Here is a 20,954-nt window from a genome sequence, read left to right as displayed (position 1 = left end):
TGATAGGGTATTTCTTAAGTAATTTTATTCAATATTTCATAATAGTTCTCAGGCAAAATTGTTATTTTATTCGAGTAATGGTTATGAGCCTATCCTTAATTTTACCGATGTCTGCCTTCGCCTTAGTAGCTTCTATTTCTCCTGGCCCTGTGAATATCGTTGGTTTGAGTAGTGGTGCACGCTATCCTTTATCTAAAGGCTTAATTTTTATTACTGGTGCCACACTTGGTTTCGTTATCTTATTTTTAGCTATAGGTTACGGTCTTAGTGCTTTGCTAGTCACTTTTCCAAATTTTGAAAAATGGTTGACGTGGGCAGGTATCGCTTTTTTGTTATATCTGAGTTACCGCTTAGCGCGTGATGATGGCAAGATAAACGCAGAAGCCATAACAAAAGTACCTGGGTTTTTTACCGGATTTTTAATGCAATGGCTCAATCCAAAAGCATGGATTGCTTCTGCCGCTAGTATCGGTGCTTATACTAATAATGGAGAGCTTGCTCAGGTTTTGTTATTTGCTGGGCTATATCTGCCTATATGCTGGCTGTCTTTAAGTTGTTGGGTTTATGCTGGTGCTTTTATGCGCCAAAAGGTTCAGCAGCCTAAAACATTGAGGGCTATCAATCGAGTGTTAGCCGTGTTGCTTGCAGGCAGTTGCGTATTGTTAGTGATTGGTTGAGGATTTGCGATATTGGTTGGGTGTGGCTGCTACTAAACGTTTAAAAGTACGCTGAAAGTGCGCTTGATCAGAAAACCCGGCATTTAAAGCAGTATCGATAATAGATATCCCTTTTTTCAGTTGTTGCTGACCGTATTGAATGCGTTTATTGACAATATAAGCATGGGGCGTCATGCCAAAGTGTTGCCTAAAGCTTCGAATAAGATAACTGGGACTATAGCCACTCAATGTACATAATTCATCAAGCGATAATTCCTCAGTGCAGTGCTCATTTAAGTAGATGGCTAACTTATTCAATGCTGCGGGCGTCTGTCTATCAAGTACTAATTTTTGATTATCAAGTGTATGCATAAGAGTAGATAAGTATTCAATCACTTGCGTTTGCTTATCAAGTAGCTCTCGGGTATCGTCCAAAAGAGTCGCCGCCATTGTACAGTAGCCTTGATATAGGTGATTATCAGTAATAACCGCATTAGCGATATCTTGCCAGCGCGGTCGTTGTAATAGACCTTCATCATAGCGCAGCTGCGTCAGCCAAGTAGTATCTACATAGAGCATGAGATAAGCCCAAGGCTGGTTTTCGATAGGGTTACAGGCATGCGGCCAGTCTGGATTCATCAGTACCAAATCGCCTTCTGTGACATGATAGCTATTTTCGCGGTAGATAAAGGTACTTACGCCTTGTGTAATTGCACCTAACGACCAATGGGTATGACTATGAAGGTTATAATAAACCTTACATCCATCCGTGACTTTACGCAGCTCTATATGTGGCATTCTAGAATCGCGCCAAAAGATAGGCGTGTGAGCGGCAGTCATAAGTTGTCCTTATACAATAAGTATTTAAATCCGAGATGAGTTTTCATAAGTAATTATTGACTTGGTTTAAATACACGCATAACCACTTCAGAAACTCATGACTCGTCGTCGCCACATTTAATCTTAAATAAGTTGAAGGCTGAGCACTTGGATCAAACAACTGACCAGGCGCAACAAGCCAACCGTCTTTATAAGCATCTAAAGCCAGCTTACCAGAATCCACAGCAGTATCTATCCACACAAAAATACCCGGATTGGTATGTTCAGGGTAGGTTAGACCTATTTTTGATAAGGCATCGCGCATATCCTGATGAGCAGTATAGAGTTTCTGCTGTACTTTCTTAAGCTGACGGCGATATTCTCCTTGCGTCCATAGCCGATGAACCACGCGCTCGCCAAACTCTGGTGAGGTCATATTGCTAAGGGTTTTAAGCTTAATTATTTGATTAATGAATTTATCAGGGCTTACCAAGATGCCCACGCGCCATCCTGATGCCATCGACTTTGAAAAACCAGTAGCATAAAACACTCGCTCGAACTGGTCTATATTAGCGTACCTAAGCGGCTTTTCATCAGGTAAAAATGCGGCGTATAAATCATCCTCAAAAATAGAAACATCGTATTCATGCATTAAGTTTAAAACTTGATGGGCGCGGGCAGGTTGCAAATTATAGGATGTTGGATTATGAAGTACGCTGTTAGTAATGTATAACTTGGGACGATATTCTTCTAAAATCTGTCTCATTTGTTCAATATTTGGGCCTTGGTGGTCACGTGCAACTGATACCACCTGATAACCTTGTTGCTGCAAGGTACTTGATGTCCAATACCAACCAGGACTATCCACTAAGACCGTGTCGCCTACGTTTAGTAGGAGCTGAGTAACCGTCAAAATAGCCTGCGAAACTCCTGTTGTAGTAATAATATTATCGGCACTAGTATGAATGCCTAGCAAGTCTAAGTACTGTACTAATTGCTCACGTAAAGGTAAATAACCTTGAGTTTCACCGTAGTTATATATAAAGCTATCGATATCTTGATTAACCTGTCTAACCGCCCATTGCATCCTATCATTCTTAATCCACTCAACAGGCAGCTCACCTGATCCTGGTGCTCGGTGATTAGGAATATCGTTCAACATCTGCTGTACTAGCCAGCTGGTATCAACCATAGCTTCCTTTTCCACAAGCTCTGGATTTCTATCATAATTCACTTGAGGTAAAATATAATAGCCGGAATTTGGCTTAGCCATTAACACATTCGTAGCGACTAGTTGCTCATAAGCTTGGGTCACGGTAAAGCTCGAAACATCCAAAATCATGGCTAGTTTACGTACGGAAGGCACTCTCTGGTAGGGTTTGTAGACTTGACTATCAATCCGCTGCTGAATCCATTCGGCCACAGCGGCTGTTTTACTGATATTAGGATTAAGAGTGAGAGTGTCATTCATAGATAGTTGGCTTATCAGAGGTCAGTTCTTATGCCCATAACTGTCAAGGGCTATCTAACTATACACTTTGTTGGTAATTTTAAAAAATGCATCGGTACGGCCAGGTCGTAAGGTAATACTATTACTCCAGATATACCACAAAACGACTTGGAGCTACGATGTTTACACCAAAATCCTTTAGAGAAGATAACTTTGAGACCATACAAGCCTTTATTAAAGAAAAACCGCTAGCGACGGTCATTGCACAAACGGGCAACGTACTGGAAGCTTGTCATATTCCCATGTACTGGCAAGATGATGGTAGTAAGTTTGGTTGCCTATATGGTCATATTGCTAAGGTAAATGCGCTAAATAACAGTGTCAATCTTGCTGCGCCGTGGCTGGTTATCTTTCAAGATGCTGGGCATTACATTAGCCCTAATTGGTATCCTAGTAAAGCAGTGACCCATAAAGAAGTGCCGACCTGGAATTATCAAAGCGTATATATTACGGGTAATGTCAGCTTATTAACCACGCCTGAAGCACTTATTGAAATCTTATCAAAGCAAACGGCCGATTTTGAAGCTAGCCAACCACATCCTTGGTCACTTGATGATGCGCCTGTAGAGTACATTCAGGCGATGTGCCGCGCCATCGTTGGTATTCGTGTCGATATAACTGATGTTCAAGCCCAGTTTAAGCTGAGTCAAAATAAAACGGTTGAGAATAGGGCAGGGATAATCCACGGTTTACGACAGCTTGGAACGTTTAAGGCTGGTAGGATGGCGATGTTAGTTGAAAAGGTAAATGAAGATTAAGCTTGATTATAAGGGTATGAATGAGCGATATTTAATCTAAGAATCTTAACTGAAGGACACCCCATGACAACTATGCGAACCGTTGGCATATTACTTTTTAACGAAGTTGAAGTATTAGACTTTGCAGGGCCTTTTGAGGTTTTTTCGTTGGCTGAGGCTGCTAATACCAGTGATAAGTACTTCAAGGTCATTACCATTGCTGAACATCAAGCATCGATATCTGCTAGAAATGGGCTAAAAGTAATCCCTGATTATAGCTTCGACAATCATCCCAATATAGACATATTAGTTATTCCTGGCGGTTATGGTGCTGAGAAGGTTGAGATAAACAATCCAGTGGTTATTGCTTGGATCATCTCTCAAGCAAAGCTTACCAAGTTAACGCTTTCAGTTTGTACGGGCGCTTTGCTATTAGCTAAAGCTGGATTGCTGGCTGGCAAGTCTGCAACCACCCATTGGATGGATTTGGAAAATTTAGCATCCTATCCCAATATTGAAGTTATCGCTAACACTCGTTTTGTCGATGCTAGCGATAAGACGACTAATATTATCACCTCAGCAGGAATAAGTGCAGGTATTCACGCTAGCCTGTACTGTGTGGAGAAATTAATAGATAGTCAAACCATGCAAACAACTGCAAGACGTATGGAGTTTGATATAAGTTAAAAGCATCAATAAATTTGCGCAATAGTGCAAAAACCAGTCGTTTGATTCTACGAATGAATAAGTTTTTTACCACCACTAATCTTCACATTAGCTAATACCAACCCTGATAGAATAAACAGCATAACCTTCACAGCCCACCACGTCACGACTTCCCCCATAAGCAGCACTGAGGTCGCCATACCGAATACGGGCACCAGCAAGGCAAATGGTGTAACCTTTGAGGCCGTATTTTGCGCGAGCAAGTGTGACCACAGTCCAAAGCCAATCAGCGTTGAGATGTACACGATAAACCCAAGCGACAGCCAAGACTTAATTGATGCTTGCGTAAACGTCGCCACCTGCCACGCAGCGCTCTCAAATATAAGAGACGATAGAGCCAAAATCACACAAGCGATCAGACCGCCCCATGCCACCAGTGCTAACGCAGACAGTGCCGATGCTTTATTCTTGCTGTTAGTAGGTGAACCAGTATGCAGGCTAGCGCCTTGCTGCATCGTCTGTGCAATTGTTTGTGTTGATACTTGCTTTGATGCAATGTTGCCAAAGCTCCAACCGATTGCCGCAATTAAGATACAGATAAACCCGATCAAAGGCATATCACCGCCAAGGTTTAATGCAATGACGCTAAGCCCCAGCACACCAACTAACATACCGACGATCTGCATGCGATTTACTGCCTCCCCTAAGATGACACACGCCAGTAATACCGTGATAAATATCTGAACTTGTAGCAATAGTGCTGTTAATCCTGCCGAGGCACCCAAATGCACGGCGGTGAATACAAACGCATACTGCATGACAAACGTACCGATGGCATATATAAATAGCGTACGGTTAAATTTGGGTGGCTTGAGGAAAAAAACCAGTGGTACAGCGGTAAAGAAAAAACGTAGTGCCGTGAGCATTAGTGGTGGAAAGCTTTCGAGCGCCCACACAATAAAGGTAAAGTTCACACCCCAAACAAAGGTCACCAGTACCGCTAAGGTGATGTGGATTGGGGTCATACACTATCCTAAGGTTGTTATTCTAAAAATGAGCATCCTGAAAAAATACTTTTAAATTCAAAGTTCTACACGAGCTATAAAGCTAATTAATTATCACTCTATTAATAGCCTCTTTTTTTGAAGGCAAATACAAATAGGATAAATAGAGCCGATATCGAAATAGAAAATATAAAGAACACTAAGTTGGTATTTATCCAGCCAAAATAGCTCAGTATAGGCGCAGGAAGAAAAGCGCCTAAGGTTGCAAAAAAAGCAATGACGGTTTCATTAATGCCTTGAAATCTTAGCCTTCGTTCCCCTTGAATATTACTTAGCAGCGTTGATCCTCCTGAATAAGTAAAATTCCAGCCAATGCCTAAAATAACTAAAGCGATATTAATAAAAATAGTGTCAACAAAAATAATAGGCAATAAGCAAGAGATGGAGATCAAAACAAAGCCAAATATGATTGTGTTAACGCTATTGACGAGATTGATAATCTTTGCCACAAAAAATGAGGGCAAAAACATGGCAAGTACATGCATTTGAATCGCGTAAGACGCATAATCAAAAGAATGGCTTTGCTTTAAAAATAGTGACGACGCTATCATCATAAGGTTCATGATGTAGTAGCCTAGAGCACCGCCTAATATACCGATGACAATGATGTATTTTCTAACCTCTGTCGTGTTTAAGGGTACTGTTTTTGTTTTTAGACTGCTTTTACCGTGAAGAACGTTTGCTCGATTCCAAAGATGAATAATGACAAATAAAATAATGGCAAGCGCTGACAAAGCTAGATAAATGAGCGAATAATCAGGTAAGTCTGACGCTTTGGCTAAATTGATAGCCAATAATGGCGCGACTATCGCAGCAAACACCCCACCTGAGATGACCATTGACGTGGCTTTGGGAACAAGCTCACTACTTATAGTATCTGTAGCAGCAAATCTATAAAAGTTAGCGGTTGAGATAAAAAGCCCTAGTAAAAAGTGACTTAAGCATAAATACAAAAAGTTATTATGTGTTAAAGATAAAAATCCAATAATGCCTGACAAAAATAAAAACCCAATACCTGCATTAAAAATACGATATCTACCGAATTTTTTCATGAGTTTTGAGAATAAAACGGTGCTGACTAGAATGGCTAAAAATTGCAACCCATAAGGAATAGTGGCATAGCTCACTGTTGGCGCTAAAGATAACCCGACCAAAGCGGCTACCGTTACCGATAGCACCGCTGTCGTTAGATTAATACTTTGACCAATTAATAAAAAATAGACATGGTTGGGTAGTTTGTTATTGGTTTGCATATAGCCTCTATCTAAAGTCGAATTTTAAGCGTTAAGCAATTATTATCTATAGCCAAAGCGTTAGAGCACAATATAGCGTCATCAGTACAATCACCGCATGAATTACCCGCATTACTCGCGGTAAATGCACCAATTTACGTAGCCAGTGACCACCAGCCGCCCAACAGCTGATGGATAAGATACTAATGACTGCACTCATCGCGAGTAATGAATAGTTATCTAACCAAGGCCTGCCAGCATTAAACATCGCTAGACTAGGAGCGACCACGGTCATCGTCCATGCTTTGGGATTGAGCCATTGAAACAGTAGCGCTTGTCCAAAACTTAAAGGCAATTCACCGAAGCTTTTTTTTACCTCAATAACACTCTCACCAGCTTGTTGACGTTGTCGTTCCTGTAGTAGCGCCTCATTAATGATAGCAGTAAAGTCGGTTTTAGCCATCTGATAGGTGAGCCACAATAGATATAGCGTGCCCAACACTTTTATAATCAACATAACGGCAGGGAAACTAACGACTAACGCCGCCATCCCCCAATAGCTCAGCCAAAGCATAATCGTGACGCCGAGAGTAATCCCAAGCATGTGCCAGCGACATGCCCAAAATCCACGTTTAATACTGCCATGCAGTAGCATCAAGTTATTGGGACCTGGGGTGATAGAATTGACCAGCATAAAAATAGCTAATGCCGTTATACTGCCTTCAAAGCTTACGGTTGACCCCATTTGTATATTGTCCTTATGGTTTTAAGTTGTTGATGAACTCAACTATAATTTAAATACCCATAACAGACCCGCTACAGTTTCACGAGTGGTGAACAAAGTGTATAGTTGCTCCCAACATTACAATTTAATTATTTGCCTATTTATAATTAGACAAGAAAAGAAGCGCATTCATTATGGTCGAAACTTATACTCTCAATCCCAACTTGACCAAAACTGCTGCTGTCACTGAATGGCTCCAGCAGCGTATTGACTGGCAGATTTACCTACCCAATCAGCGCGTGCCTTCAGTGCGAAAATTAGCAAAACTATTAGACATATCAAGCTTTACGGTGGTACAAGCTTATGAGCAGCTGGTTGCTACTAACGTATTAATCGCTAAGCCCAGCTCAGGCTATTATGTCAATACGCAAGCAAAATTAGCTCAGCCGAATGATGATAAAAGAGCGGTCATTAAGTACCCAGTAATAGATACGCGCTGGCTGGTGCAGCAAGTTTTTAGTGATATCCCGCACTATCGCTCACCAGGGGTGGGAACATTACCGAGAGACTGGGTACGTAATGATAAGATGGAATGGGCAATACGGCAGGTAACCCAGCAAGCCGATAGCTTTATCTATGATTATGGTAATGTTCAAGGCTATTTGCCGCTACGTCAGCAGCTGGTGCAACACTTAAGTACTCAAGGTATGCAAACCTCTACTGATAATGTTATTACCACAGCGGGTGTCTCACAAGCGGTCACGATGGCCGCACAGCTGCTTACCCAAGCTGGCGATACCGTCTTAGTCGATGGGCCAGGTTGGTATTGGTTATCAAGCTGCCTACAACAACAAGGCCTAAATGTAATAGCGATTGAGCGTGATTATCAAGGACCTAATATTGAGCAAATGCAAAAGCTGTTTGCCGTGCACCGACCCAAGCTCTATCTCACTAATAGCGTGCTGCACAACCCAACATCCTATAATCTACATCCTGCCCGCGCGCATCAGGTCATTAATTTGATTCATGAATACGATGCTTATATATTCGAAGATGATTTATATGCCGCCTTTGTACCGAATAATCAGACACTACGCTACGCAAGTCTAGATCAGTTTGAACGAGTGTTCTATGCAACAGGGTTTTCAAAGTCGATGTCGTCTGGTTGGCGCGTCGGTATGCTGGTAAGTCCCGATAAATTCGTTGATGATATGCTGAGGATCAAAACTTTGAGTAATTTGAACACCCCAGAATTTGGTGAGCGAGTTATCCATAGATTATGGACGCATGGTGAGTATCGCCGGCAAATTAAAAAGGTTCAGCAGCTTATATATGCTGCGCACGAAAGACTGCGTAAATTATTGCCAAGGATTGGGCTTATTTATCCTGAGCATACACAAGCAGGTCTTTTTGTTTGGGTAGACACAGGGCAGGATACCGGACCGTTAGCATTGGATGCGTATAAAGACGGCTGGCTAGTCGCGCCAGGGCAACTGTTTTACCCAGATGTTCGTACTTCGACATATCTGCGACTCAATGTATCGACAACTAACGATGAGTTTTTGGCTTGGTTAGAGAAGTATTTAGATAATTGAATACAAACACTCGTTTTCCATTAAAGGTAGTCTTCTACCACCAATACGTTGGATACTGCTTATCCTTACCTAAATTGTTATAAATAAGCGCTACCATGACCAAAATAATAGAACCGAGCAGGGTAGGTGTTATCAAAACCCCCAATTCACCGCACCCAGCATGACTATCAAAGGGTTGGACCCCGCAGGCGGGTGCGGCATTCTAAATACCAGCATTAGCGCAATGGCGGTGCCTACAGCGCTTGCCATACTCCACCAGTGAATGCCAAATAACATCATAAATACCAGTCCTGTAAAAGTCGCAATAACATGTCCGCCTATGACGTTTCTTAGCTGCGCAAAAGGGCTGGCAGGATACGCAAATATCAATAAACAACTAGCACCAAATGATCCCAGTATCATTATTAATTCTACCGAACTTCCTAGCATAGCAAGCGTTGCCGTTGCGAGGGTTCCGCCGAGCCAAGCCACTAGTATCATCGATAACGGCAATCTTTTTGGGCATGAACTGACTTGACCATTTAATTTGTACCAATTAAAAAATGAATGCATGTTAACTACTATGATAAATAAACAATTTAAAGGTATTACTGCTGGTATACTGGTCAGTATATTATTTAAGTATACCGAACGGTATATAAAAATAATAGTTTTTTATTGAATAAAATAATAGGAACGAAAAGAATAGGAGATTTAGCCAATGCAATTACGAGACACTATTTTACGAAAAAGCTATGAGCTTTTTTATAAGCAAGGCTTTCACAACAGTGGAGTGGAGCTTTTATCAAAGAGAGCAGGGACTACTAAGCGGACTTTGTACGCTCATTTTGGTAATAAAGAGGGACTTATTGAGGAGGTGCTTAAATATCGTCAACAGATGTTTATGGATCAGCTAAAAGATTACTTCGATATTTTTGAGCTTAAAGATGTGTCAGGTATTGCAAGGTGCTACTTAACCTTCTTAAAAGACTGGACGTCATCAGAGGATTTTTATGGTTGTATGTTTATCAATGCTTGCGCAGAGTATTCAGATGCTGAGTCTTGCACGCATCAAATAGCCAAACAGCATAAAACTGAAGTCAGACAATGGCTACTTGCTAAGTTTGAACAGGTAGGTGTGGAAAATGCTAAGCAGAAATCTGATACTCTGTTCGTATTTGGGGAAGGTATTATTGTTGCAGCACAAACGGGCCAGGAGTCATTGGAATTAGATGCTGAGTTTTTTAAGGTTTTTGCTTAAAGAGCTTGCAATAAAGCCTTAGTAGTAATGACCCTAGCAAACTCCTCATTTAAGCTTGCCATCGTAGTCTGATGCATAAGCTCTGCTTCATACTTTTCACCGTTGATACCTACTCTATCAAATGTGGCAGTAGCATCAGCTATCAAATAAGTCTCATAGCCATAGTTACCTGACATACGAGTACTAGTAGAAATACAGTGGTTGGTCGTCAATCCAATAATGACTACCGTTGATATATTTTGATTATCTAATTGTTGTTTTAAATCGGTACCAATGAAGGCGCTATTCACCTGTTTGGTAATCACGGTCTCATCTTTATTAGGCAGGGTATATTCGCTGAACTCAAATCCTGAATGGGTAGGATGCAATCGAGAATTAGGATTAAGTGAGCTATGACGTACATGAAAAACAGGCAACTTATGCTCTCGCCATTTCTGTAGTATCTCTCCGCAAATCTTTTCAGCATTTTTATTATTACGATTACCACCCCAATAGGCTTCATCTTCGAAGCCTTTTTGAACATCAATAACTAGCAAAGCCGGTTTTTTATCTCGTAAGCTCATTATTTTTACCCTTATGATAGTTCGTGCTTATAGGTTAAATGGAGTAATCATAATCTTTGTATTTCTTCTAGGTCATACACAGACTTTTAATCGCTGTATAATATCAAAATTTTAGTCTTCATCAATTTAAATGACCAATAAAAGGTATCTTATGATTATACGTATTCATGCATTACTTCATGTTGATTTTGAAGATCTTGGTTTTATCGAACAGTGGGCAAATAACCACGGCCATACCATCAGCTATACTCGATTCTATAGTCAGGCATCACTGCCAGAGCAAGACACTTTTGATTGGCTCATAGTCATGGGTGGACCGATGACTATTCACGATGAAGAAGAGTTTCCTTGGTTAGCCGATGAAAAACAGTTTATTCAACAAAGTATCGATAATAGTAAGAACGTCATTGGTATCTGTTTAGGGGCGCAGCTCATTGCGCATTGTTTGGGTGCTATTGTTAAGCCTTCTGGTGTCAAAGAGATAGGCTGGTTACCTATTGAATTGACAGAAGAAGGAAAGAGTCATCCTTTACTGCAAAAGTTAGCCAAGCAAGCGTTCACTGTATTCCATTGGCATGGCGATGGTTTTGACTGTCCGAAGGGAGCAACTGCTATTGCAACATCAGGTGCGTGGGCTAACCAAGGGTTTATTTACCAAACATCGCTACATAAAGAACTTGGATCTTTTGTTATCGGCTGGCAGTGTCACTTTGAGGTGACCCAAGAAAGTATGCTCAAAATGGTAGAGCATGGGCGTGATGAAATCCAAAACGAACTTAATAACTATCCTAAATCTGTCCAATCACCTGCTGAGATAATAGAGCATGGTAATAAATATATCGAGGATAATAACGCATGGTTAGCAACAATACTGGATACTCTATCAAATGTCTAAAATTCCCAAATTGAGGTAAATATGGAAAATAATGGACCCATTCAAATCATTGATTTATCAGGTGTTGATTTCAACGATTGGTTAAGATTATGGCAAAGCTATCTAAATTTTTATGAGACTAATTTACCAATAAGTACGATTGACCAGACATGGAAAAATTTACTTGATGAAAATGTAGCTATTTATAGGTTTGGGGCGTGGAGTGACAATAGGTTAATAGGTATCACACATGTAGTACTACACCCTAATACGTGGAACACTACTGAATATTGTTATTTGGGGGACTTATACGTTGATGATGCCATTCGTGGTCAAAGAGTAGGTCGTAAACTTATTGAGCACGTTTATAACGTTGCTAGTGATAAAGGGTGTAACCGTGTTTATTGGGTGACTCACGAAGGTAATACGCCAGTTCGGGCTCTCTATGACACCTTAGCAACTCAAACTGATATGATGCAATATCGCAAAAATTTATAAAAAGATATGGCGTTCGGAACACGCCAGCTGCTCATGACCATAGTTATTTAACTGTCTTTAAAGTGCGAAACCCCAATAGCAGCCTTGCCAATCGTTAGTGTTTCCGTGTCTATGAAAAAGAAAAAGTTGACGCTTTTTATGCTCAAGGCATCACTGATGCTGGGCAGCCAAAGCTTAGAGCTGAGTACCATGAGAGTTATTATGCCACTTTTCTTATCGATTCTTCAGAAAAAAGAATTAAGCGTGAAAATCGTGTGAATATAAATACTCAAAAATGAGATTATTATTACGTTAGCTTTCATCCTGCGATTTTTGTAAATAATAATCTTCAAACATTGATATCATTTCGCTAGTGGCTCCAGGGCCTGGTTTAAACACCACATCGCGCGCTTCCAAAATTTTACCTGAGCGTGCTTGTAGACCTAACTGCTGAATTGATGCTAGCTCTTCTTTATCCCAAATCTCTATCGGCTCTTGCCCTTCTCCAAAAACCCATTTATCACCCCACTGGACTAGAGAGACAACAGTCACAAGCAAATCTCTTCCTCTTGGCGTCAGCTTATATATAAATCGATCTACTTCTGGATTGGTTGATACCTTCTTTAATATCTCATTCTCTACAAGAATATTTAAACGATTGGATAATACTGTTTTGGCTATTCCCAATCTATCTTCAAATTCAGAAAACCGCTGTACCCCAAAAAAGGCATCACGAATAATAAGTAGAGACCACTTGTCACCAATGATATCGACTGTTCTTGCTAAGCTACAATTAATTTCGTTAAATGATGTTCTAGTCATAATAGCCTGATATAGATTTTTGTAAAAAACCATTATGGCATGCTCTAACCCTTTTATGGTCAAGGGAGACTAACTATTCTAATTTTTATTTAAATTTATTAAATTAGTATCTTGAAGATACCAAATAATTATTATAGTCTCTTAAAGATACCAAATACGAAAGGTTCCGATGCCATATGAATAATTTGAGTTTTATCTTGTTAAAAAGTTATATAAGTATACTGGGTTATGTGGCACCTGAAATGGCTGCAAAAAAGGCACAGAGTATATTTTTTACGCCAAGAAAACATGCGCAGAAGCCTTGGGAAATAACTGCGCAGGATACAGCGCGAACAGTGGTATTGGATAGCGGTATTAATTGTTTAGTATGGGGTCAAGGTGAGCCGATTTTGCTCATGCATGGGTGGGAAGGCAGAGCCAGTCAGATGTCTGTTTTTTTACCTTTTTTATCCACTAAATATATGTTAATTGCTATTAATGCTCCAGCTCATGGCGATAGCCAGGAAACTAGAAGCAATCCAAACAAATTCATCAAGGCCATTTTTGAAGCCCAAAAATATTTCGGTCCTCTAAAAGCTATCATAGGTCACTCGATGGGTGGCGGTGCAGCAGTATACGCTGCTATTGAAGGCCTAGAGGTTGAGAAAATTATTTCGATAGCTGGGCCATCAAATTTTCAGCATAGTGTTGAATCATTTGCTGCTCTTATTGGTTTACACGGTAAAGTGTTAGGTCACTTTATGAAACAAACAGAGCAAGAAGTTCAGTTAACTTTTTCAGAAATAGACATGACATCAAGGATAGGTAATGTAGATCAATTTGTACTAATCGTGCATGACGAGAATGATTTGGAAGTACCGTTTTTACAGGGGCGCAGGTATGAAGACAAGCTAATCAACGGAGAGTTCTTTGCCACGCAAAATCTTGGGCACAGGAAAATTATGAAGTCTGAGATAGTTCTGCAAAAAGTGACTGATTTTATAGCCTAAAAGACGTTTATTATTCTTTTAGAATATAAAGTCACTTTTGAAGTTGAGAATGTAATATAGGAATTTTTGAATTATGAACATATTTTTAGTTTTTGCAGGCGTTTTAAGTGCTATTACTGCAGCTCTTCATATATGTTGCATCATATTTGGTGGTTCATGGTATCGATTTTTTGGTGCTGGAGAACAAATGGCTGTTCTCTCTGAACGTGGTAGCGTCGAACCAACTGTCATTACCTCTGTAATCGTACTCATTTTTTCAATTTGGGCACTTTATGCTTTTTCCGCTGCAGGTTTGGTTGGTAAATTACCATTCACACGTACAGCTCTCATTGTAATAACTTTTATATATTTCAGTCGTAGCCTCGTTGGGCTGTTCTTTATTAATAACCCTATTGGAAGAAGTCCTAAGTTTTGGTTATGGAGTTCAGTAGTATGTTTATTAATTGGTGCAATTCATTTTATTGGTTTCAAGCAACAGTGGTCAAGTTTATAGATATAGTAAGGTTCAAATAGATCGTGACGTTTGTCAAATTATAAACTTAGCCCACAAGAATGAGTTAATTCTATGTAAAACACGTTGATTATATTACCCAAAGTGATTACTCATATCCGTAACTATGAACCCAACTTACCTATTCACATTCATTGCCATAGCTCTATGCACTTAAGAGAAATGCTAAGTTTGGGTACTTTGGATACCGCTATTGTATCGCGCGCATCGGCTAAAGAGGAGAGGTAGGGCAGTTTTTACACCAGGATAAAGGGGTTTGGTCTTTCAATGGCGATATTGAGCAACTAAAAGAGAACTATAAAAAAGATAATAAGGTGTTATTGGTTTTGTTTTAAGAAAGCTGTCATTTTCACCACGCGGCTATTGAAGGTTTGAACCAAATAAATATAATTAGCTAGGTTATTTGTAGTGCTAATAGCGTTGGCGCAATAGGCAGTTTAGTTATGGCAGGTCATTGTATTACGGTCGTTGCCCAAAGTAGTTTAGGTCAAATGACAGTGCTGACACCTGAGAATAATCCCCTTCTGTTCGAATTACCGAAATTGCCTGAAGTTATCATTGAGATGGTCATCGCCGCAAATCCTCATCCAAATTTTGGATGCGTACAGCTATAGTCAGTTCACAATAAAAGAAATACAGCCCATATCACAAAACAGTTTAGGCAGATTGAGCTATGCTGAAGAAACCGTACACCTAAACTTGGTAAACTAAGCATATTCGCAGGAGTTTACCATGACCAAGAAAATAAGAACCTACAGTGCAGAGTTTAAAGCTGAAGCCGTTAAGAAGATAGCAGGTAATAATGGCAATATCTCAGCGACCGCAAAGCAGCTTGGCATCGCCATGCAGACCTTATCTAATTGGCATAATAAAGCCAATCAAGGCAAGCTTATCGGTACAGAACAATATGATCCTGATCTTATGATGGCTCTTCAGGAAATAAAGCAGCTCAAACGACAGCTTAAAGTAGCCGAAGAGGAACGAGAGATACTAAAAAAGGCGACGGCGTACTTTGCCAAGCACAGTTAGTGAAGTACGCCTTTATCAAAAACAACGATCTCTTCTTTAGTATCACTACTATGTGTCGTGTACTAAAGGTTAAGCATTCTAGCTACTATGACTGGCTGAGTCGTGATATTAGTGAGCAACAGATACACCGTAACCAGTCTGAGCTACTGGTCAGAGCGGCACATAGTGAAACAAAAGCACGTTATGGTGCTGAGCAAAGCTAGTAGAGCAAGGGCACGATATTAGCTTGTATATGGTCAGAAGCATTAAAGAAGAACATGGCATCAAATGCCGTCGTCACAAACGCTTTAAAATTACTACCGACTCCAACCACAACAAGCTTGTCTATCAAAACATACTAAATCAGAATTTTGATGCCAGTCGTCCTAATAAATCGTGGGTCAGTGATATTACTTATATCTGGACCAATGAGGGTTGGTTGTATTTAGCTGGAGTCAAAGATTTATACACCAAAGAGCTTGTCGGCTATGCTATCAATAAGCGAATGACCGCAGATTTAGTATGTCGTGCACTTAATATGGCAGTCAAAAATAAACGTCCAAGCCAAAGATTGATTGTGCACTCTGACAGAGGCAGCCAGTATTGTAGTCATGCCTACCACAAGATCATCAAGCAGCATCAGTTTACAGGCTCAATGAGTGGCAAGGGCAACTGCTTTGATAACGCACCCATAGAGAGCTTCTGGGGCGTATTAAAGAATGAGCTGGTATATCATCAAGACTATAAAACAAGGTTCACAGCCATCAATGATATTATCAGTTATATCGAGCTGTACTACAATCAGACGAGGATTCAAAAGGGTTTGGGCTATCAATCACCAAGACAGGTGTGGTTTGATTATTATCGTCAAGCTGCGTAACTAAAATCTCCCAAGTTTAAGTCTACGGGATTGACGGCAGGGGTCATCATTTCATCCTTACTCATAATGATTTATATAAAATAAAATAGCACAGTGATTCTCAATAATTTAGGAGCAACCTTTGCCAAGTTTTCCCACTTTGTTAATCGCAGTATTAGCCGTCCTATCACTTTCTGGTTGCGTTACTCAAAGGTTAGAGAATCTTCCAGTCGTTCAAGCAGTCGTACCAGTGGCTGTTGAGGCTAAGCAGCCGTTGCAGATTGCTACTTGGTCTCCCACTAAATATAACGGTCGATATCTGGCTATGACAGATGGGTATCTAACTGTTTTTAACAACTGTCTTGCTTTGACTAGAGATAATAAAGAGGTAACAACGAAAGAAAATGCTTATTTACTGGTACTGGCGGATACTTCATTCTCATGGGATGCGAATAAAGAGGTTTTAACCTTTGAAGGAAAGCCATACAAGATTGGAGATGAGCTTTATCTTGGCGGTGGTGTGTTTACTTATCCTAATGGCAGACTCACAGGGGAATATATAAAACTTAACTGGATAGAATGTGGTTTGAATAAAGGTTGGTTGGGTGGTTAATGGATTCTACTGGGAAATTTTTTAAATAAGAAAAAAAACAAAATAAAAGCACTGATTGTAGATAATATAAAAATTATTAGTTCAGAGGTACTGAACAAGTTAATAATGTACCCTGAAGACGATCCAAGTAAGACAATATCAACCGCCCATAGTACATATAAAGCAAGGTTTCGGTAAGGAATATGGGCAAGATATGCCAGTAAAACTATGCCTAGAAAGAAGTGTACGACTAATATTTCGAACATAATTTTTAACCTGTATTTTCCTTGCTAGATATTGTTAGAAGAATGTAAACCACTATACTTATAACTATAGATAAACCAATTAGCACCAAAAAACCATCTAAAACTATAGGATTACGTCCAAATAAATCCAGCAGAAAATTCATTAAGAAAAATAGTAGACCTATAGTTACACTTGCCCAGAATTTCAGTTTTTTACTTTTGTCAGCACTATTTCCTGATATGTAACCAGCAATCATCGTACCTATTTCATCTATCATCGGATTCCCTTATATACAGAGGTAGTAATACAGCATCAACCTTGTCCAAAAACAGCCAACGTATGAGTAATACTAGAAAAATACCTAACCCACCATAAAACATATCTAAGCTGTATAGATAACCGACATATAGAGCTAAGCCAATAGATAAGAACCCAGATAGCAAAATGTTGGAATCTACGTAGCATAGACATGCTGAACACTGATAAGACTCAGATTTTTTAAAATATAAGGGTTTTATTACCTTACTATGACAGCTAGGACATCTTCTTATAAACATAGCATTACAAATTTTGAATGATTATCATGGAGTGGTAGCATCCTACTATATGAGTGACGTAGGCTCGAAAATCTCATAACAATCAGACTATCGACTATATTTTTTATACACATATTTCGCTTACAGTAATTTCATTCTCGTATTTACCGGTCGGGCCATATCCGCCTTCAGAACCAGTGGTTCCAATAACACACGCATCAAAAGCTTTGTAATAGCCATCTTGACCAATTCCGTTTGATTCTTTCATTAATAGCTGTTTTGGATCCGACACATAGTAAATCTTACCATTCGCTTCTAGCTCATGAATCTCAAAACTTCTTTTAAAGTGCCCACGTATCATCACATCCGCTGGGATTTGCTCTGTTATAGTTTCAGACGGGGCTTCTTGTACACTATTAGATTCTGTATTGCTGCAACCTATGCTTAGAAATATAAGTGCTGAAAATCCGACTGCCACTATTTTGCGGTTTAACATTGAGCTTTCCTTGTTAAGTATCAATAAATGATATGTTTTAAAAGATTGGGTCAAAGGAAAGCCCATTATAAATGTAGCCCTATTTTTAATCTAGGGCGTGTCCTCAATTCATCTTGCAATGAATAATGGTACACGCTAGGTAAAGCATAGACTTAAAGTTGCGAGCCAACTTCTCATAGCGAGTAGCGATGCTACGAAAATGCTTGAGCCTTGCAAACATATTTTCTACAAGATGACGCAGTTTGTATAAATAGCTATCAAACTCTGGATTAGGCTGTTTGGCATTTTTCCTTTTAGGGATGACAGGCACCATATCATGGGTACGGGCTTTGTCTCTGATATAGTCAGTTCAAAATAAAAATGTTATGCCTTGGACAAATATCATAAAATAATTTGGATAAGTCATTTTCCATCCACCCTTGTCGTAGAAACTTCACCTGTGCCCATTTCTTCTCGATACGATTCAAGTCTGGGCTGTACGGGGGCAACCATAAAATACGATGACCGTGTCTATTAAGTAGCTTTTGAATACGCTTATTTTTATGAAACCTGGCATTATCCATGACAATTACGCATTTAGTTTTAAGACTTGGGATTAGCGTGTGTTTGCACCAATCGTAGAATATGCTGCTGTTAATGTTGTGCTCAAAGTAATCCAGTGCAAACAGCATCTTTTCATATAGAGCACCGATAACGTTGGTTCGCTTTTTACCTTGCCAGTTGTAGCGATCAATACAAGGTGTGCCTTTTAGTGAATAACCATGAGAGCGGATGGTCTCATGCTCAAAGCCACTTTCGTCCATATAGACAATGGGATAGCCTTGCTGCGTAAAGCTATCAAGCTTTCTCTGATATGCCGCTCTTTTTATTGGACACGCTTTTGGGTGCTCTAAGGTCTTTTTTTTGACTAATACCTAAGCGTTTCAACGCCTCACAAATGGCTGGGGCAGTACAATTGAACCGTCTTGCTCGTTCATAGTGATAGTCATCAGGGTAACTCTCAACGTCTTTTCGTAGTGCTTCATCTGGTATTTTATAGGGTTTGGTTTGCCGGGTTGTTTTGCTATGAACACGTCTCTTCCAGTTTTGTATGGTGGTTGGGCTAAGATTATAGAACTCAGCCGCCTCGGCAAAGGTCATACCGTCATCTAAGCTTTTTAGTACTTGTTTGCGGAAATCTAGTGAGTAAGTCATGATAAATGAGTATGTCTGTTGAGATGTTTTATCCTATAACATTTTTTATATTTAATACACTATAGCTTCTGAGTCATAGCCTTTATCAGCGATAAAGTAATCAGCTTGTCCAATCATGTCAATCAATTCACCTGCAACTTGACTGTCGTGGACTTCACCCCCAGTGATTTTAAAATCGAGCGGATATCCATCGGCATCACAGCATAGGTGTATCTTTGTAGTTGCTCCGCCACGGCTTTGTCCAATTGCTCGGTCTTCACCAAGCCGAGCTCCACTTGCATGCTGGTGACAGCGTATATAGCTTCCGTCGATGAATACCCATTCCGTATCAATTTCTTTTCGTAGGCTAAAAAAAATTTCTCCCACAAACCCGTCTTTGACCATCGGTTAAAACGGTTATAAGCTGTCTTCCACGAGCATAACTCTTCGGGTATGTCACGCCACGGTGCACCTGTGCGCAGCTTCCAAAGAATGGCTTCCATGACTTCTCGGCTATTTTGGGTTTGATAGCAACCATGATCTTTCATAGTCATTTGTAGCTGTTTCCAGAGATTATCGGTTAATGCTTGTCTTGCCATTTTTCTTATATGCCCATATCTTCTAAAGTACATGCTTTATTTTAGAGGATATCGGCGCTTTTACCAATTAGGGACACGCCCTAATATCATCGATTAATTTATGTAGCAATATTTATATCCTAAAAATAATTTTAGTTCAGATATTTTTTGAACGCCAAATGCCGATTGAGAGGAGATTAGTAATATCTAAACGCTACGAAGTGAGGATCACTCTTAGAATGGTTACGAAAGCTACTTATAAAGCAAAAAGTCAATGTGTAGTGGTCAACTAATTTAGGACACCTGATAAGAGGTTTTTGTTAAAGTAGCATTTCTCTTTCTCTGCTGGTGGCAAATAATCATTAAAACGGTGCGGTCTTACGGTTTGATAATAGCCCCAGATATAATCAATAATGGCGCTTTTAGCCTCAGCGATATTCTCGTAGCCGCCCTTGGGCATCCATTCGGTTTTAAAGCTCCTGAAGAACCTTTCAGTTGGCGCGTTGTCCCAACAATTTCCACGACGGCTCATACTTTGTATCATTCCCTCACAACTTGCCACAGATTCAGCGAACCTTGCACTGGTGTAATGGGTTCCCTGATCAGAGTGAAACAACACGCCACTTGGCTTTAAGCGCGGCTGATACGCCATCTGCAACGCCTTAGCGGTCAGTACGCTATCAGGGGAATCTGATACAGCAAAGCCAACAATACGACGGGCATACAGGTCTAAAGCAACGGCTAGGTAGCACCAGCCGCCTTTGATGCGAATATAGGTCACATCACTTGTCCAAACTTGATTGGGTGCTGTTGGGCTAAAGTTACGGTTCAATAGGTTTCCATGGGTTTTATGCGTGTTATCAACGTGCTTATATTTATGCATTTTTATTTGACGACTTTGAAGTCGCATTTGAACCGCCCCGAGTATATCGGAGAGTGATTTACTTGAGTCAGGCAGCAATACCTGACAGGATTAAACTATCATAA

At 40.0% G+C, this 20,954-nt stretch carries 24 protein-coding genes and 3 pseudogenes; 12 read left to right on the top strand and 15 right to left on the bottom strand.

Annotation, left to right across the window (positions count from 1 at the left end):
* The first annotated feature begins 83 nt into the window (after window positions 1-83).
* Window positions 84-677, top strand: coding sequence for a LysE family translocator (locus tag AC2FA3_RS10520; protein WP_490509519.1), 594 nt, complete (start codon window positions 84-86; stop codon window positions 675-677).
* Here AC2FA3_RS10520 and AC2FA3_RS10515 read toward each other — a convergent pair.
* A complete protein-coding gene (locus AC2FA3_RS10515) occupies window positions 663-1,496 on the bottom strand; it encodes an AraC family ligand binding domain-containing protein (RefSeq protein WP_490509518.1) in 834 nt (277 codons plus the stop codon). The two genes, AC2FA3_RS10520 and AC2FA3_RS10515, sit on opposite strands and share 15 nt — an antisense overlap.
* 43 nt (window positions 1,497-1,539) lie before the next feature.
* A complete protein-coding gene (locus tag AC2FA3_RS10510) occupies window positions 1,540-2,946 on the bottom strand; it encodes an aminotransferase-like domain-containing protein (protein WP_490509517.1) in 1,407 nt (468 codons plus the stop codon).
* A gap of 158 nt (window positions 2,947-3,104) precedes the next feature.
* Here AC2FA3_RS10510 and AC2FA3_RS10505 point away from each other — a divergent pair, with 158 nt between their 5' ends.
* Both AC2FA3_RS10505 and AC2FA3_RS10500 read left to right on the top strand, forming a co-directional pair.
* Window positions 3,105-3,743 (top strand): FMN-binding negative transcriptional regulator, encoded by a 639-nt coding sequence (locus tag AC2FA3_RS10505; RefSeq protein WP_490509516.1) that lies wholly within the window; start codon window positions 3,105-3,107, stop codon window positions 3,741-3,743.
* Between the two features lie 63 nt (window positions 3,744-3,806).
* Complete coding sequence (locus AC2FA3_RS10500) at window positions 3,807-4,409, top strand: DJ-1/PfpI family protein (protein ID WP_490509515.1); 603 nt, start codon at window positions 3,807-3,809, stop codon at window positions 4,407-4,409.
* Between the two features lie 47 nt (window positions 4,410-4,456).
* Here the strand turns inward: AC2FA3_RS10500 and AC2FA3_RS10495 are convergent, their stop codons facing one another.
* From AC2FA3_RS10495 to AC2FA3_RS10485, 3 genes are all read right to left on the bottom strand, one after another.
* The gene (locus tag AC2FA3_RS10495) at window positions 4,457-5,413 is read right to left on the bottom strand and encodes an EamA family transporter (protein ID WP_490509514.1); all 957 of its coding nucleotides are present in this window, start codon (window positions 5,411-5,413) and stop codon (window positions 4,457-4,459) included.
* Window positions 5,414-5,514: 101 nt separating this feature from the next.
* A complete protein-coding gene (locus AC2FA3_RS10490) occupies window positions 5,515-6,705 on the bottom strand; it encodes an MFS transporter (RefSeq protein ID WP_490509513.1) in 1,191 nt (396 codons plus the stop codon).
* A 46-nt stretch (window positions 6,706-6,751) separates the two neighbouring features.
* The gene (locus AC2FA3_RS10485; protein ID WP_490509512.1) at window positions 6,752-7,429 is read right to left on the bottom strand and encodes a LysE family translocator; all 678 of its coding nucleotides are present in this window, start codon (window positions 7,427-7,429) and stop codon (window positions 6,752-6,754) included.
* A 173-nt stretch (window positions 7,430-7,602) separates the two neighbouring features.
* Between AC2FA3_RS10485 and AC2FA3_RS10480 the strand changes: the two genes are divergently transcribed.
* Window positions 7,603-9,003, top strand: a complete 1,401-nt coding sequence (locus AC2FA3_RS10480) for an aminotransferase-like domain-containing protein (protein WP_490509511.1) — start codon at window positions 7,603-7,605, stop codon at window positions 9,001-9,003.
* Window positions 9,004-9,135: 132 nt separating this feature from the next.
* Here the strand turns inward: AC2FA3_RS10480 and AC2FA3_RS10475 are convergent, their stop codons facing one another.
* Window positions 9,136-9,555, bottom strand: coding sequence for an HPP family protein (locus tag AC2FA3_RS10475; protein ID WP_490509510.1), 420 nt, complete (start codon window positions 9,553-9,555; stop codon window positions 9,136-9,138).
* 148 nt (window positions 9,556-9,703) lie between these two features.
* On the opposite strand from AC2FA3_RS10475, the gene AC2FA3_RS10470 reads away from it, so the two are divergent.
* Complete coding sequence (locus AC2FA3_RS10470; protein ID WP_490509509.1) at window positions 9,704-10,243, top strand: TetR/AcrR family transcriptional regulator; 540 nt, start codon at window positions 9,704-9,706, stop codon at window positions 10,241-10,243.
* On the opposite strand, the gene AC2FA3_RS10465 is transcribed toward AC2FA3_RS10470, so the two are convergent.
* On the bottom strand, window positions 10,240-10,806 hold the full coding sequence (locus tag AC2FA3_RS10465) for a cysteine hydrolase family protein (protein ID WP_490509508.1): 567 nt from the start codon (window positions 10,804-10,806) through the stop codon (window positions 10,240-10,242). The two genes, AC2FA3_RS10470 and AC2FA3_RS10465, sit on opposite strands and share 4 nt — an antisense overlap.
* Before the next feature lie 151 nt (window positions 10,807-10,957).
* Here AC2FA3_RS10465 and AC2FA3_RS10460 point away from each other — a divergent pair, with 151 nt between their 5' ends.
* Together AC2FA3_RS10460 and AC2FA3_RS10455 are read left to right on the top strand one after the other, a co-directional pair.
* Window positions 10,958-11,701, top strand: a complete 744-nt coding sequence (locus AC2FA3_RS10460) for a type 1 glutamine amidotransferase (protein ID WP_490509507.1) — start codon at window positions 10,958-10,960, stop codon at window positions 11,699-11,701.
* 21 nt (window positions 11,702-11,722) lie between these two features.
* Window positions 11,723-12,178, top strand: a complete 456-nt coding sequence (locus AC2FA3_RS10455; RefSeq protein ID WP_490509506.1) for a GNAT family N-acetyltransferase — start codon at window positions 11,723-11,725, stop codon at window positions 12,176-12,178.
* Between the two features lie 291 nt (window positions 12,179-12,469).
* Here the strand turns inward: AC2FA3_RS10455 and AC2FA3_RS10450 are convergent, their stop codons facing one another.
* On the bottom strand, window positions 12,470-12,979 hold the full coding sequence (locus AC2FA3_RS10450; protein WP_171996330.1) for a winged helix-turn-helix transcriptional regulator: 510 nt from the start codon (window positions 12,977-12,979) through the stop codon (window positions 12,470-12,472).
* Window positions 12,980-13,155: 176 nt separating this feature from the next.
* On the opposite strand from AC2FA3_RS10450, the gene AC2FA3_RS10445 reads away from it, so the two are divergent.
* The 5 genes and pseudogenes from AC2FA3_RS10445 to AC2FA3_RS10425 all read left to right on the top strand — a co-directional run bounded on the left by AC2FA3_RS10445 (window position 13,156) and on the right by AC2FA3_RS10425 (window position 16,959).
* Window positions 13,156-13,968, top strand: coding sequence for an alpha/beta fold hydrolase (locus tag AC2FA3_RS10445; protein WP_490509505.1), 813 nt, complete (start codon window positions 13,156-13,158; stop codon window positions 13,966-13,968).
* A gap of 73 nt (window positions 13,969-14,041) precedes the next feature.
* Window positions 14,042-14,461 (top strand): hypothetical protein, encoded by a 420-nt coding sequence (locus AC2FA3_RS10440; protein ID WP_490509504.1) that lies wholly within the window; start codon window positions 14,042-14,044, stop codon window positions 14,459-14,461.
* Window positions 14,462-14,922: 461 nt separating this feature from the next.
* Window positions 14,923-15,093, top strand: a complete 171-nt coding sequence (locus AC2FA3_RS10435) for a hypothetical protein (RefSeq protein ID WP_490509503.1) — start codon at window positions 14,923-14,925, stop codon at window positions 15,091-15,093.
* Window positions 15,094-15,211: 118 nt separating this feature from the next.
* Window positions 15,212-16,367 (top strand): annotated as a pseudogene (locus AC2FA3_RS10430) (IS3 family transposase).
* Window positions 16,368-16,488: 121 nt separating this feature from the next.
* Window positions 16,489-16,959 (top strand): hypothetical protein, encoded by a 471-nt coding sequence (locus AC2FA3_RS10425; protein WP_490509502.1) that lies wholly within the window; start codon window positions 16,489-16,491, stop codon window positions 16,957-16,959.
* 250 nt (window positions 16,960-17,209) lie between these two features.
* On the opposite strand, the gene AC2FA3_RS10420 is transcribed toward AC2FA3_RS10425, so the two are convergent.
* From AC2FA3_RS10420 to AC2FA3_RS10390, 7 genes and pseudogenes are all read right to left on the bottom strand, one after another.
* The gene (locus AC2FA3_RS10420; RefSeq protein WP_490509501.1) at window positions 17,210-17,461 is read right to left on the bottom strand and encodes a hypothetical protein; all 252 of its coding nucleotides are present in this window, start codon (window positions 17,459-17,461) and stop codon (window positions 17,210-17,212) included.
* A gap of 383 nt (window positions 17,462-17,844) precedes the next feature.
* Window positions 17,845-18,216 carry a hypothetical protein gene (locus tag AC2FA3_RS10415; protein WP_490509500.1) on the bottom strand — a complete coding sequence of 124 codons (372 nt, stop codon included), beginning with the start codon at window positions 18,214-18,216 and terminating at the stop codon, window positions 17,845-17,847.
* Between the two features lie 103 nt (window positions 18,217-18,319).
* Window positions 18,320-18,556: pseudogene (locus AC2FA3_RS10410) on the bottom strand (transposase); the annotation flags it as partial.
* Between the two features lie 4 nt (window positions 18,557-18,560).
* Window positions 18,561-19,085: an IS630 family transposase gene (locus AC2FA3_RS10405; protein WP_490509565.1), complete on the bottom strand. Its 525-nt coding sequence runs from the start codon at window positions 19,083-19,085 to the stop codon at window positions 18,561-18,563.
* Entirely contained in the window at window positions 19,054-19,410 is a 357-nt protein-coding gene (locus AC2FA3_RS10400) for an IS630 transposase-related protein (protein ID WP_490509499.1), read from the bottom strand. The genes AC2FA3_RS10405 and AC2FA3_RS10400 overlap by 32 nt, the downstream gene beginning before the upstream one ends.
* A gap of 60 nt (window positions 19,411-19,470) precedes the next feature.
* Window positions 19,471-19,988, bottom strand: a pseudogene (locus AC2FA3_RS10395) (IS5 family transposase); the annotation flags it as partial.
* A gap of 268 nt (window positions 19,989-20,256) precedes the next feature.
* Complete coding sequence (locus tag AC2FA3_RS10390; RefSeq protein ID WP_490509498.1) at window positions 20,257-20,877, bottom strand: IS3 family transposase; 621 nt, start codon at window positions 20,875-20,877, stop codon at window positions 20,257-20,259.
* Window positions 20,878-20,954: the final 77 nt, after the last annotated feature.

Source organism: Janibacter sp. CoH_79_TC_3, assembly GCF_058197955.1.
Note: the sequence above shows the minus strand (reverse complement) of the source record. Positions and strands in the feature narration are given on the sequence as shown.

What these genes read in the sequence shown, in the direction of transcription:
- AC2FA3_RS10520 (WP_490509519.1), top strand. Translation starts at nt 84, where the DNA reads ATGAGCCTATCCTTAATTTTACCGATGTCTGCCTTCGCCTTAGTAGCT.
- AC2FA3_RS10515 (WP_490509518.1), bottom strand. Translation starts at nt 1,496, where the DNA reads ATGACTGCCGCTCACACGCCTATCTTTTGGCGCGATTCTAGAATGCCA.
- AC2FA3_RS10510 (WP_490509517.1), bottom strand. Translation starts at nt 2,946, where the DNA reads ATGAATGACACTCTCACTCTTAATCCTAATATCAGTAAAACAGCCGCT.
- AC2FA3_RS10505 (WP_490509516.1), top strand. Translation starts at nt 3,105, where the DNA reads ATGTTTACACCAAAATCCTTTAGAGAAGATAACTTTGAGACCATACAA.
- AC2FA3_RS10500 (WP_490509515.1), top strand. Translation starts at nt 3,807, where the DNA reads ATGACAACTATGCGAACCGTTGGCATATTACTTTTTAACGAAGTTGAA.
- AC2FA3_RS10495 (WP_490509514.1), bottom strand. Translation starts at nt 5,413, where the DNA reads ATGACCCCAATCCACATCACCTTAGCGGTACTGGTGACCTTTGTTTGG.
- AC2FA3_RS10490 (WP_490509513.1), bottom strand. Translation starts at nt 6,705, where the DNA reads ATGCAAACCAATAACAAACTACCCAACCATGTCTATTTTTTATTAATT.
- AC2FA3_RS10485 (WP_490509512.1), bottom strand. Translation starts at nt 7,429, where the DNA reads ATGGGGTCAACCGTAAGCTTTGAAGGCAGTATAACGGCATTAGCTATT.
- AC2FA3_RS10480 (WP_490509511.1), top strand. Translation starts at nt 7,603, where the DNA reads ATGGTCGAAACTTATACTCTCAATCCCAACTTGACCAAAACTGCTGCT.
- AC2FA3_RS10475 (WP_490509510.1), bottom strand. Translation starts at nt 9,555, where the DNA reads ATGCATTCATTTTTTAATTGGTACAAATTAAATGGTCAAGTCAGTTCA.
- AC2FA3_RS10470 (WP_490509509.1), top strand. Translation starts at nt 9,704, where the DNA reads ATGCAATTACGAGACACTATTTTACGAAAAAGCTATGAGCTTTTTTAT.
- AC2FA3_RS10465 (WP_490509508.1), bottom strand. Translation starts at nt 10,806, where the DNA reads ATGAGCTTACGAGATAAAAAACCGGCTTTGCTAGTTATTGATGTTCAA.
- AC2FA3_RS10460 (WP_490509507.1), top strand. Translation starts at nt 10,958, where the DNA reads ATGATTATACGTATTCATGCATTACTTCATGTTGATTTTGAAGATCTT.
- AC2FA3_RS10455 (WP_490509506.1), top strand. Translation starts at nt 11,723, where the DNA reads ATGGAAAATAATGGACCCATTCAAATCATTGATTTATCAGGTGTTGAT.
- AC2FA3_RS10450 (WP_171996330.1), bottom strand. Translation starts at nt 12,979, where the DNA reads ATGACTAGAACATCATTTAACGAAATTAATTGTAGCTTAGCAAGAACA.
- AC2FA3_RS10445 (WP_490509505.1), top strand. Translation starts at nt 13,156, where the DNA reads ATGAATAATTTGAGTTTTATCTTGTTAAAAAGTTATATAAGTATACTG.
- AC2FA3_RS10440 (WP_490509504.1), top strand. Translation starts at nt 14,042, where the DNA reads ATGAACATATTTTTAGTTTTTGCAGGCGTTTTAAGTGCTATTACTGCA.
- AC2FA3_RS10435 (WP_490509503.1), top strand. Translation starts at nt 14,923, where the DNA reads ATGGCAGGTCATTGTATTACGGTCGTTGCCCAAAGTAGTTTAGGTCAA.
- AC2FA3_RS10420 (WP_490509501.1), bottom strand. Translation starts at nt 17,461, where the DNA reads ATGATAGATGAAATAGGTACGATGATTGCTGGTTACATATCAGGAAAT.
- AC2FA3_RS10415 (WP_490509500.1), bottom strand. Translation starts at nt 18,216, where the DNA reads ATGTTAAACCGCAAAATAGTGGCAGTCGGATTTTCAGCACTTATATTT.
- AC2FA3_RS10400 (WP_490509499.1), bottom strand. Translation starts at nt 19,410, where the DNA reads ATGACTTACTCACTAGATTTCCGCAAACAAGTACTAAAAAGCTTAGAT.
- AC2FA3_RS10390 (WP_490509498.1), bottom strand. Translation starts at nt 20,877, where the DNA reads ATGCGACTTCAAAGTCGTCAAATAAAAATGCATAAATATAAGCACGTT.